Below are 11,462 nucleotides of genomic sequence, written 5' to 3' on the forward strand. Positions count from 1 at the left end.
CTCAGTAGGTAAGTAGCGCCCCCAGCATCACCAGCAGAATCGCCGGCGGGGCAATATACCTTATCAGGAAGTACCAAAGCGAAAAAAACAGATTGGTCTCGCGGTACAGATGCGCCCGCAGCAGCGGCCGCCGCAGCCGCCAGCCAACCAAAATCACCGTCCCCAGCGCCACCAGAGGCAGCAGCAGGCCACCGGCCAGGCGATCCAGCAGCCGGAACAGGTCGGGGCCACCGTCGCCGGTACTGGTGTCCAGGGTGAACGCGGCAGCGTAGGCCAGCAGCCAGGCCAGGGCACCGACGATGGCCACCGCGGTCACCCGGCGCAGGCCAAACCGCTGCTTGACCGCCCCGACCACCGGCTCCAGGATCGCGACGCAGGAGCCCAGCGCCACCAGGGTCATCAACAGAAAGAACAGGGCGCCGAAAAGCTCGCCTTGCACGATATTGCCAAAGGCGTGAGGCATGCTGATGAACATCAGGCCCGGGCCCATCGCAGGCACCAGATTGTAGGCAAATACCAGCGGAAAAATAGCCAGTCCCATGGCCAGAGCTACCAGGGTGTCGAAAACTGCCACGGCGATGACCGAGCGCCCGATCGGCACCCTGACCGGCGCGTAGCTGCCATAGCTTATTCCCGTACCGACCCCGACACCCAGGGTAAAGAAGGCCTGCCCAAGGGCCATCAGCAAAGCCTCGCGGTTGAAGTCCAACCATTGCACGGAGAACAAAAACTTGCCGGCTGCAGCGAGGTCGCCGTGAGTGGTGCTGTACTGAACCAGCAGGATCAGGCTCGCCAGCAGGGTAGGCACCAGCAGCCAGGCCAGCAAGCCGATGCCCCGGCGGACACCGGCCGCGACCACCGCCAATACCAGCATCAAGAACAGGGACTGCCACAGCAGCATGCGGCCACTGTCCGCGACCAATTCGGCAAAGTACTGACCGGCGTTGAGTACACTGGCCGCGCTGAAACTGCCGCGGTACATGGCGCCTGCGTAGACCAGGGACCACCCGGCGACGACCACATAGAGGGCCAGCAGCAGCACTCCGGCCAGGCAGGCCAACCAGGACAACAGACCCCAGGCGCTTGAGCAGTAGGAGCGCTCCGCCGCATGGGCTACCGACGCCACCACACTGCCCCGACCCTGGCTGCCCAGCACCAGCTCGGCAATCAGTATCGGTACCGCCAACAGCAGCAGGAAGAGGACGTAGGCGAGGACAAAAGGTGCCCCGCCATACTCGCCACTGAGATAGGAAAAGCGCCAGATACTGCCCATGCCCACTGCGGCGGCGGCCAGGGACAGCACGAAGGTCATGCGTGACCGCCACTCCCCCAGTGGATTCAGGGTCGCCCCCGTCATTGCCAAAACTGACCTGTTATCATGTAGTTAGAGTGCCCCACGCCCCCGCCGATGAAAAGAGCCAAATTCACGTTTCAGGGCGCGGGCTTGTCCGTATAATGCGCGTCATGAGCAAAAAGAAGCCCAACAATGACAACGTGATCGCCCGCAACAAGCGCGCGACTTTCGACTACCAGCTGCTGGAAAGTTTCGAGGCGGGCGTCGCCCTGGAAGGCTGGGAGGTGAAGAGCCTGCGCATGGGCAAGGCGCAGCTCACGGATTCCTATGTACTCATGAAGGACGGCGATGCCTGGCTGCTGGGCGCCCAGATCACGCCACTGGATACCGTCTCTACCCACTTCATCAGCGACCCGATTCGCACTCGCCGCCTGTTGCTGCACCGCAAGGAACTGGCGAAGATCCAGGCCGCGGTGTCACAGAAGGGGCTGACTTGCGTCTGCACCCAGCTGTACTGGAAGGGCCACCTGGTCAAGGCCCGCATCGCCCTGGCCGAGGGCAAGAAGAGCCACGACAAGCGCGATACCGAGAAAGAGCGGGACTGGAACAGGCAGAAACAGCGGATTATCCGCGACAACGTCAAGCAGTAGCTCCGTCAGGGCCTTGTGACAGGGGTTGCGGCTGCGCCACCCCGAGCTGCGCCGCCAGCGGCGCCATGTCCTCCATGATGGTCGGATACAGGGCCACGCCGGCAGCCCGCTGGTCCCGGCGCTGCTCCCAGGCGCGCTGGCCCGGCAAACGCGCCGGTGGCGCACCCTCAGCCACTGCACTGGTCACCACCAGGTTCTGCAAAGCATGTATTTGCTGCCTGAACGCCGCCAGGGAGCCGAAGGCGGCCGGGTCGATGAGTTGCAGAAACACCGAATTCGCCTCGCCATCACCGGCAGCGTCCGGGTCCGCGCGCCCGTAGCCTCCCAAAGCCATGCTCAATACTTCAGTTGCCGCCGACAGCGCCGCACCCTTGTAGCCGTGACCCGCGCCACCGATGGGCATGATGCTGCCCGGCGGTGGACCCTCCAGGGCACGGGGATCGTCCGTCACCTGGCCGTGGCCGTCTTTCAGGCAGGGCTCCGGCATGCGTGTGCCCTCCCGTACCGCGCGAGCAACATAACCGCCCGCAGTGATCGACATGCTGATGTCGAAGAGCAGCGGGTACTCGTTGCCAGGCGCGGCCATGGCGATGGGATTGGCGGAAAATACCGGATCAATGCCGCCATGGGCGCTTACCGTATACTCCGCCGGTGTCGAGCAGGTCATGAGCGCCATGTAGCCGGCTTCCACCACCTTTGGCAGGTAGGCTGCGAGACAGGCAATGTGTTGGCTGCGGCGCAGGGTGGCGGTAACTATTCCGTACTCGGGCAGGCGGGCCAACGCGGTCTCTACCGCCTGGCTAACCACCCAGGGGCCGGGCAGAAACCCCGCGTCCCAGTTGAACAGGGCACCGCGATCCACCAGCACCTCCGGCTCCCCGACGCTGCGGCTCTCACCGCTCAGCAACCAGCGCACGTTGTGGGCGACCCGATTCATGCCATGCGTCGTGAACCCCAGCAGGTCCGCCTCCAGAAACACCCCCGCCATGACCCGGGCCCGATCCTCGGCCAGCCCCGCGGCCATGAACAACTGCGCCGAGAACTGCTGTAGCTCATTGTGGTCATAGCGAACAGACATGGATGCTCCTTGTGAACGGAATACGAGAGTTGCAGAATTGAACTTCCGCAAAAATCACAGTCTAACATTGTGCAATTGATGTACAATTGTGAAGTCACACTGGGGGCGATACGGATTCGACGCCGGTAGCGAACCCTGAGGTGCATGCCGTGATGGTAGCCAATCACGTTAATCCAAAGCTGCAAACTATTAGTTGCCAACGACGACAACTACGGTGCCCAACTGGCTGCGTAAGCAGCCCGTGAAAGCACCAACTAGTGGCTTCGGCCCTAGCGGTCTTTAGCAAGGTGCCAGTACCGCGCTACTGACTGTCATATAGAACTGGATCGCTGTGAAGCCCGCCTGAGGTGGAACTGCTAAAACTTATTCAGGCTCGCCAATTACGTCCTGCCCGTTGGGCTGTATGCGGCTAAATCAATTAACGGAAACTAAGCATGTAGAGCCGAAGGCAGAGTACTGGCGGACGCGGGTTCAACTCCCGCCGCCTCCACCAAACACCCATCCAAGCAAGCCCAAAGAAGTCCTTAAAGCCCTGATATTCAGGGCTTTTTTGTTTATACTGCGTCCTAGATCGTCCGATACGCCCCACAACATACACCCCGTAACAGGGGTATAAAATGGGGTAAGAGTGGGCACTCAAAGTCATATACCCCCAAGATCAATACAGAGGCAGAAATGGCACTGACCGCCACCGCTGTAAAGCAGGCCAAGTCCACAGAGAAGCAGTACAAGCTATTCGACGGGCGCGGCCTGTTCCTACTGGTACACCCCAACGGAGGCAAGTACTGGCGCTTCAAGTACCGATACGCTGGAAAAGAGAAAGGCCTGTCCCTGGGGGTTTACCCGGACGTGGGCCTAGCAACCGCCCGAGAACGTCACCAGCAAGCCCGGGAGACTCTCGCCAAGGGTATCGATCCTGGGGAGCTACTAAAAGTGGAGAAAGTGACCCGCCACCTAGCGGCTGCGGACACATTCGAGGCCATTGCACGAGAATGGTTCAACGTCAAGATGACCACCCGCTCCAAGGGCCACCAGAATCGCACGATGCGTGCACTGGACAAGGATCTATTCCCAGCTCTAGGAGTCCGCCCCGTAAACAGCATCACAGCCCCAGAACTCCTCGCCTCACTCCGAAGGATTGAGGCCCGTGGTGCAATAGAGACCGCGCACAGGGCGAAGCAGAAAGCCGGAGAGATATTCCGTTACGCGATAGCAACGGGTCGCGCGGAGCGCGACCCTAGTGCTGACCTAAAAGGAGCTCTGAAAGACCCAAAGAAGAAACACCTGGCAGCAATCACCGACCCGGCAGCAGTAGGTCAACTCATGCTCGCCATTGACGGGTTTCGAGGCACGCCCGTAGTGAGCGCAGCTCTTCGTTTGTCTCCTCTACTCTTTCAAAGACCAGGAGAAATTCGGCACATGGAGTGGACAGAAATTGAGTGGGACGCGAAACGCTGGGAGATTCCCGCCGAGAAGATGAAAATGAAACAACCCCATATCGTGCCCCTGAGCCAGCAGGCTCTAGAGATCCTAAGTGACCTGCATTCACTGACCGGACGAGGAAGATACGTCTTCCCCAGCGCCAGAGGCGCCAGCCGCTGTCTATCTGAAAATGGCGTAAGAACTGCTATTCGAACCCTGGGATACGATAATGACACCATGACTCCACACGGTTTCAGGGCGATGGCCCGAACCCTTCTAGATGAGGAGTTAAACTATAGGCCTGACTGGATTGAGCATCAGTTGGCACACGCCGTTAGAGATCCCAATGGCCGCGCTTACAACCGGACAGCACACCTTGATTCGCGCGCTAAGATGATGCAGGGCTGGGCAGACTATTTAGACAACCTAAGAGTCCAGGCGACTAGTAGATCACCAACCAATAATGGGAGAAATCTTTGATGGCTAAGTTCCCATATGGAGGAATCGAATTTGATCCAGAGGAAAAGGAGTACCCCGCATGGGCCAAGCTGGCCACGATACAGGAACATTTAGAGTCAGGGGAGGTGGTGCCCCCATATCTCGCGACATGGCTTGGTGAAGCGATACAAAATGCCGGGCAAGATCCCAACACTCTCGTACAGAATCTAGGGCTGAAAAAGAAACGAGGCGCGCCGGGCAAATACCCAGCCAAAATTCAGAGGCTGTGGGGAGAAAGAATATACGATCTACTGGAGCAAGATACGGCTCCAGAGGCGGCCATTTCGCGAGTTGTAGAAGAGTACCTGAAAGAACACGGCCCTGAAAATCTACCTGAACGGTCTACGTTTCAGAGGTGGGCTAGCGAGTATGCACAAGCTGCAAAGGACGCCAGAAGTCCCGACTGAGATTTGCTGCCGATAATTAGCAGTATTTGTCGGCATATCTCCGCCTGCCAAAAAACGAGAATAGCCATGCACTGCCAACAACCACTAAGGAGGGCCGGCAAGCATGGTACTAAACCCCAAGTCAAAACCAATATTACTTCGACTACCTGAAGTAATAAAACTCACCGGATTGAGCCGTAGCGCAGTCTACGCAATGGCATCAAGCGGTATTTTTCCTCGTCCAATAAAGATCGGACCACGCGCTTCTGCTTGGCTAGAGCGCGAGGTTATCGATTGGATCGAAGCACGTATAGCCAATTCTCGTTCCATAGATTCAACAATCATCTTCCAGACTGACCCGGAGGTCTAATCATGAGCACCCCACGAAAATCTGTCCCCCTTTCCTATGAAGCAGCAACCGACGCAGTATGGCTGCTTGAGCATATGGTCGACGAACTCGGCATAGTCTTGAGCCAAGCTTATGGATGCGACCAATTAGTCAATGAAATTGATTTGCTCAAGATCCGCAGTGTTCGCACAACCGCGAGATATCTAAGCGTTCTACTCGATTTCGATAACTGCCTTCGACACAGAATTGATCCCGGGTACGACATCGACTGGGCAGATAAATTCCACGAGCGCACCAGCTCGTAACAGGTAATAGCGTAGTGAGTACGTCGACAGGCTGCTCACTACCTTACAACTTAAATTCAGTATCGATCTGAAAACTCAAATTAGAAAAGGAGAGCACTTCGTGGATTTACGGGAAACGCGAGCGCGAAAACGCCTCGATTTGTTGGGTTACCGACATGAAGAATATGACTCAAACACACCACTTGAAGCGCTTGAATCCTTCTTATACAAATTAGACGAGAGCGTACGGGAAAATCCCTCGGATGTCGGAAAACCCTATGGGCCGGTCGCCCGACTTGAATGTTTACATCGGATGGCAGAGGCTGGCATCTCGACTACGGCAATTATTGTATGGAACACAATCGCCGGGTACACCAATTCAAAACAACAAGACGGGATCTGTTTTCCTGGGATTGACACTATTGCCCGGGGATCCGGCCAATCACCAGCGACCGTAAAAAGATGTATTAAGATGTTGGTCGATCTCAATGTGCTGGAGAAACTAAGCATCGGACGCGGTCGAGGCGTGAGCAACAAATATAGAGTCGTGCCTGACTGGCGACCTACCCTTGGGCTCAGCCTGAATCTTGAGAAAAAGTCCGGCGAAAACACGTCTTCTTACGATAAACAGCTCAACGATGAGCCGATATCACCAAAGGGTAAACAGCACCCAAATGACCCCCTAATCTCTAAAAAAGGATCATGTGAACCAGAAAAACAGCTCAAAGTGGAACAAAAAACAGCTCAGACACGAGCCACGAACTCTCTATCTAACCCGGGTCTTAACCCGGGTAAGATAGAGAGACAGGCGGATACATCCGGTCTGCCGGTCGCTAGGGCTCCCTCCGGCCGTTGCTCTCCGCCTGGGGAGCAACGGCTCGACGAACTCATCGCTCGATTGTCGGAGGGGATGAAGGACCAGCAGAAGAAGGCCATCGACAAATACCGGAAGCGAAATATACAGAACGGCCATTCTCACGCCGCGATGACCGACGGAATCGAGCGAAACCTTGCCTATGCCAAGGCGTGGGGCAAAGAGCCGTGGAATCTAGTCGCAATGATCCGGGATCAGAAGTACTTCGATCCGTGGGACACCCGACCGCCAAAGAAAAAACAGAAAAAGCAGAAAACGAAGGCAAAAAAATACGGCAACGAGCGAAATACCAGGGCCAGAACTACGGCCGCTGCAAAGCCCAACAACAAGGACAGAGATCTGCGGAAGCCAATAACTACTAACAGGCAGCCGCCAGAGCCCACCCCAATCGCAAAGGTCGATCCCACGCCAATACCACCAGCGCCAAAAATCAAATTTACTAGACATAATGTCGCGAGCTTTGATGCCGATCGCTGCCGCGACGAGTTTATCGAACACGTTCGTAGCTGTGTTTGCGAGACTTGCACGAAGGGTGTCGCCGATGTTCAGAAAGATATACATACAGATTGGCCCGATAGGGTTGCGGAATACCTACGACCTGCGGTCGAGCAGAGCAAACGCGACTGGAGGGCCGGTGACGTGAGACGCCTTCTTTGCAACCCCAGTTGGTGGCTGCTGGAGCGACTCGAAGAGATAAGCCGTCCCGAAATGATTACGAAGTAGATACCACCACAGAGGAGGACTGACAATGGAGCAAAAATACAGAACTGACAAACTACGGGCACTGGATGAAACGGCAGAGAGAATTGGTCATATCGAAGGTAAGAGGAAGAGAAGCCGGCCCTGACAGATCCATTCGGCGCTTCGCAGGGCGAGCCTGGACATAAAGTACGCTCAAGCAATGAATCATACCGGTTTCTCCGCGGCACGGCCCAGCCATCGAGCCCGGAAAATCCCGATAGTTCGACGGAAATGGGAACAGCACTTCTCGAGCCGCACCCAGCGCCCGACATAGCGGGAACCAATCTTTGCGGGCGCAAAAGCCAAAAAGATCAACCCACCGGCCCCATGGCTTCCGATGACCTGAAAAGGTACTCCCGGAGCGTTGGCGCATACGGGGGCGCTGAGGCGCGTAGTCCCGCTACTTACGAATTTTTTTTGCTGCTAGTTGTTGTTTCACTATCCTATTAACTTATCAGTATTTATATCTAGCTTTCTCGTTAGATACACCCATGCATACCACCAATAGAGCCGGCAGCGGCTCCTAGCCCGAAATCATCCTTACTAATTCATCAATCTTCCGTGAATCAAAGCCTTCGCCCAAGTATTCTTCGGTTGTAATCAATGCGCCCTTCTTACCGCCTCCCTCTTCCAAAGGTAGTATCCCTTCGGCCCGATACTCTGAAAGTTTCTTTCCCCAGCGTATACGATACTTGGGCTCGCTCATCATGCCCAAATGTTCCCAATAGTATGTTTTGCCTGAATCATCGTCCGTAATCACAAAGTCGGGATAGCGCTCACGCCCGTTGAGCATAACCTGCTGCTCATATTCATAGGGGATGCCCGCAGCATGCAGCTTATCCGCAATGATCAACTCGGATTTAGAGCGTACCAGGTGGCCGCGTTGTGTCCGATGTATCAGGTATGAATCGAGAAATACACGTCTGTTCTGGACATCGAAATCAACCGGCTCTGGATTGACGAACAAATTAGTCAATCTCCGAGCAATTTCTGAGTGATCTGCAGAGCTGTAGCGCTGAATATCTCTGAAATCGCCTTGATGGAAGATTATGACCTTGTCTTTATGCCTGGTAAGGGCCGTATATAGCATCTCCCTGCTTAGCAACCGACATGGATTCGGTATGACGAGGAAAGTTATGCCGAACTCGCTTCCCTGGGTCTTATGTACTGTCAGCGCGTACGCTAGTTCGAGTGGTGGGTTCGCCTCGTCCCCAGAAAACTCCCAGTCAGCGTACTTGTACTGAGGGCTGCCATTGTGGAACCCAGTACCAGTTTGGGCGGCCATCTCGACCTCAAGCTCTCGAGGAAAGCCTTTGCCCTTTTGATACTTTCCTACGACAACCCCTATATCTCCATTGGCGACATAGGGATTGTCGATATCAGGCCAGACCTTACGTCTACTGCTATTTCGAACATTGATGACCTTGTCACCCCAGATGATCCCTTGTGGTCCCATGGGCCTCGGTATCTTGGGCCATTTTTGAGTCGCCAGACTAAGGCCGCGTTTTCTGAACTTGGAATGCAAAAGCCTGTTCAGCGCCTCGACACCAAGCTGGGATCCTCGCAATGGCGACAGGATCTGCCAATTCTCTGCACTTTCGGCAGCACCTGGTCTGTCCCCATATCTGTTTTTAAAATAGGCATTTCCATCCTTTTCCCAGATGATTCCCCCAATACTCGCGCCGAATCCCGCCTCGTCTTCGTCATCTTCTAGTTTGAGTTCACCTACGAGGTTTTCGACTAGCTTTCTGGATAATTCATCCGGATTGTTCCATTCTACGAGACTAAGTCGGTCCAATTCGCCTGAGGCAACTTTTGACCATATTTCATCGGCACCGGCATCAAGTGGCCTTCCGCTAAAGTAGTCTGCCAGCAGGAGGTCTTCTCGCACCTCTTTACCTGACGCAACCTGTCGTCTGGGTACGGTCAAGCCGGCATAGCCGCGTGAAACCTGAGGAAATGCAGATTCGTAGTCATCTGGCCGAAGAATCCGCACGATATCGACAAAAGGCCTACCTGCGCCAATTGGCGGTAATTGCTGTGGGTCGCCTACGAGCACCAGCCGTTCGACGCCCCGAAGCCCGCTCAATAATGCTGCCAACTGCTCTTCAGTCAACATGGAACACTCGTCGATGATGACAGTTTTACGATTCGAACAACGTTCCGAGTCCGTATCGACTATATATCGACCGCTCTTTCCTTCGTAGCGACCCCATCTGAGCAAAAACTGAGCGATCGTCTGGCCTTCTTTCGACATTCCAGTGGCTTGTTCCAGTCTGACACGCGCCTTACCCGTGGGTGCCAAGAGGAGTAGACCGCCATCCCTTACTTGCTGAATATTACATAGTGCTTTGAGGAGGGTGCTCTTGCCCGTGCCCGCTGAACCAACCAATACGGATATGCGGGAATGAAATATTTCGGCCAAAGCAGAAGCCTTTTCCTGACGCGCAAGCCCTTCAACCCTTCGTTCGTCTTGATCCTCTGGCATCACCTGGTTTACGGCCCTTTCAACCAGTGAGTTCCAATCGTAATCTCCCGGATTCGGTTCTGCTGCAATACGCTTATTGACAGTATTTGCAATCAAATTCTTGGATTTCGAGTATTCCGCCAACTGAAGGGCGCCTGAGCCATCCGCCATCTCGGCCCTTACAAGAACGGGACTTAGATTCTCTTCCAATAGATTCAGGACGTCTTGGTCGAGCGGGCATTCTGGCTGCAATGGCTTATCCCGTATTCTCTCTATTAGCCAATTGTCAGGGAGTAACGTATGGCCCTGCTCTGCCGCCTCAATCAAAGTCACTGTACAAAGCGCCCTCACACGCCTCAAATCGATCGCCTCATTAACGAGCGATGGCTTCGAAAGTGGAAAGGCCTTTCTTACGTTTTCCTCTGGGAATACGCCACGATCGACTGCACCAAACTGTATGGGATCGGATTGATCTCTATCGCATTCGAAAAGTAGGTACGGATTTTCCAGAACCTCCTTATCAAGTACCTCGATTCCTGCCTTCTGCTTTTCCGTAACCTGGTAATATCGCGTTGCTTGATTTTCGCTAATCGCGCACCTGCTAAGCAAATCTAGAAGCGCTCTTTGATTAGACCCCAATTTCTCCCACTTCTTTGCGAAAGTGGGACCAAGCTCCCTTTGCAAATACTCGGGAAGGTCTTTGGAACTTTTGAGTAATTCGCCGAAACGGTCCCATGGATTGACAGTGAGAAGCGCCCCCTCCTCTAAAAGTTGCCCATAGATATACCATGCAAGCATGGTCCCATGCTCTACTCCGAATGCCTTCAACGCCGAACCAAATCCAGGAAAAGGTCCACGGATCTCCCACAAACGATTGAGCTCCTTGTTGATCCAGCGCAGCATAGGGGCCCATTTGCCGTCCATGGTCTTTTTGAAGTGCTGTATCGCTCTTTCACACTCCAAAAGTGACGCAATCGCGCCATCGTGCGGTAGAAGCTCAGAGCCGTAAGAATACTCCTCGAAAAAATCGTTAGGCGCGAATGCAACGTGGGCCTCTACGTCTATCGATTCGTCTTCCACGGCTAGATCCAAAAGCTCCTGGTATGGAAACAAAAAACCTTCCTCGAAATCAGGGCGGATCGTGTGGCCTATATTCCTCTCCCAAAGGAAGCCGCGCAGCTCTACCTCGGCGACATCGCGGTCATAATGATATTCCGTTATCGGGCCTACTGCTTTTACTTTACCGGCACCAATGATCACTCTTCGTCGGTCTTCGCTTAGCGGAGTACGCTTCGCATAGAAAAAGACTAGAGACTCCTCTGGCTGAACGGCGCTAAAGAAGGTCTCGAGCATTACCTGCTGATTAGTACCCTCCTGTACCCAGGAGGTCTTGAAAGACATCTCTGGCTCTCTAGCGGG

General features: G+C 54.8%; 9 protein-coding genes and 1 other RNA gene. 7 read left to right on the top strand and 3 right to left on the bottom strand.

The features are described 5' to 3' along the window. Nucleotide 1: 1 nt before the first annotated feature. A complete protein-coding gene (locus RLO07_RS18920) occupies nucleotides 2–1,357 on the bottom strand; it encodes a sodium-dependent transporter (RefSeq protein WP_462293710.1) in 1,356 nt (451 codons plus the stop codon). Nucleotides 1,358–1,464: 107 nt separating this feature from the next. Between RLO07_RS18920 and smpB the strand changes: the two genes are divergently transcribed. Continuing rightward, complete coding sequence (gene smpB, locus RLO07_RS18925) at nucleotides 1,465–1,944, top strand: SsrA-binding protein SmpB (protein ID WP_462293711.1); 480 nt, start codon at nucleotides 1,465–1,467, stop codon at nucleotides 1,942–1,944. On the opposite strand, the gene RLO07_RS18930 is transcribed toward smpB, so the two are convergent. Next, nucleotides 1,934–3,022, bottom strand: a complete 1,089-nt coding sequence (locus RLO07_RS18930; RefSeq protein WP_462293712.1) for an Ldh family oxidoreductase — start codon at nucleotides 3,020–3,022, stop codon at nucleotides 1,934–1,936. The genes smpB and RLO07_RS18930 overlap by 11 nt on opposite strands. Before the next feature lie 101 nt (nucleotides 3,023–3,123). Between RLO07_RS18930 and ssrA the strand changes: the two genes are divergently transcribed. From ssrA to RLO07_RS18960, 6 genes are all read left to right on the top strand, one after another. Beyond that, nucleotides 3,124–3,515, top strand: a transfer-messenger RNA (tmRNA) gene (gene ssrA / locus RLO07_RS18935). A gap of 182 nt (nucleotides 3,516–3,697) precedes the next feature. Further along, on the top strand, nucleotides 3,698–4,924 hold the full coding sequence (locus tag RLO07_RS18940; RefSeq protein WP_462293713.1) for a tyrosine-type recombinase/integrase: 1,227 nt from the start codon (nucleotides 3,698–3,700) through the stop codon (nucleotides 4,922–4,924). Further along, a complete protein-coding gene (locus RLO07_RS18945; RefSeq protein WP_462293714.1) occupies nucleotides 4,924–5,349 on the top strand; it encodes a hypothetical protein in 426 nt (141 codons plus the stop codon). Before RLO07_RS18940 ends, RLO07_RS18945 begins: the two co-directional genes overlap by 1 nt. A 103-nt stretch (nucleotides 5,350–5,452) precedes the next feature. After that, nucleotides 5,453–5,698, top strand: a complete 246-nt coding sequence (locus tag RLO07_RS18950; protein ID WP_462293715.1) for a helix-turn-helix transcriptional regulator — start codon at nucleotides 5,453–5,455, stop codon at nucleotides 5,696–5,698. 2 nt (nucleotides 5,699–5,700) lie between these two features. Continuing rightward, the gene (locus RLO07_RS18955) at nucleotides 5,701–5,982 is read left to right on the top strand and encodes a hypothetical protein (protein WP_462293716.1); all 282 of its coding nucleotides are present in this window, start codon (nucleotides 5,701–5,703) and stop codon (nucleotides 5,980–5,982) included. 100 nt (nucleotides 5,983–6,082) lie between these two features. Continuing rightward, complete coding sequence (locus RLO07_RS18960; RefSeq protein WP_462293717.1) at nucleotides 6,083–7,558, top strand: helix-turn-helix domain-containing protein; 1,476 nt, start codon at nucleotides 6,083–6,085, stop codon at nucleotides 7,556–7,558. A 541-nt stretch (nucleotides 7,559–8,099) separates the two neighbouring features. Here the strand turns inward: RLO07_RS18960 and RLO07_RS18965 are convergent. After that, the gene (locus RLO07_RS18965) at nucleotides 8,100–11,444 is read right to left on the bottom strand and encodes an AAA family ATPase (protein ID WP_462293718.1); all 3,345 of its coding nucleotides are present in this window, start codon (nucleotides 11,442–11,444) and stop codon (nucleotides 8,100–8,102) included. Nucleotides 11,445–11,462 lie beyond the last annotated feature (18 nt).

The sequence above is a fragment of the Haliea sp. genome (genome assembly GCF_040221975.1).
Taxonomy (GTDB): Bacteria; Pseudomonadota; Gammaproteobacteria; order Pseudomonadales; family Halieaceae; genus Haliea.

Coding starts and splice junctions, on each gene's coding strand:
- RLO07_RS18920 (WP_462293710.1), bottom strand. CDS start 1,357: ATGACGGGGGCGACCCTGAATCCACTGGGGGAGTGGCGGTCACGCATG.
- smpB (WP_462293711.1), top strand. CDS start 1,465: ATGAGCAAAAAGAAGCCCAACAATGACAACGTGATCGCCCGCAACAAG.
- RLO07_RS18930 (WP_462293712.1), bottom strand. CDS start 3,022: ATGTCTGTTCGCTATGACCACAATGAGCTACAGCAGTTCTCGGCGCAG.
- RLO07_RS18940 (WP_462293713.1), top strand. CDS start 3,698: ATGGCACTGACCGCCACCGCTGTAAAGCAGGCCAAGTCCACAGAGAAG.
- RLO07_RS18945 (WP_462293714.1), top strand. CDS start 4,924: ATGGCTAAGTTCCCATATGGAGGAATCGAATTTGATCCAGAGGAAAAG.
- RLO07_RS18950 (WP_462293715.1), top strand. CDS start 5,453: ATGGTACTAAACCCCAAGTCAAAACCAATATTACTTCGACTACCTGAA.
- RLO07_RS18955 (WP_462293716.1), top strand. CDS start 5,701: ATGAGCACCCCACGAAAATCTGTCCCCCTTTCCTATGAAGCAGCAACC.
- RLO07_RS18965 (WP_462293718.1), bottom strand. CDS start 11,444: ATGTCTTTCAAGACCTCCTGGGTACAGGAGGGTACTAATCAGCAGGTA.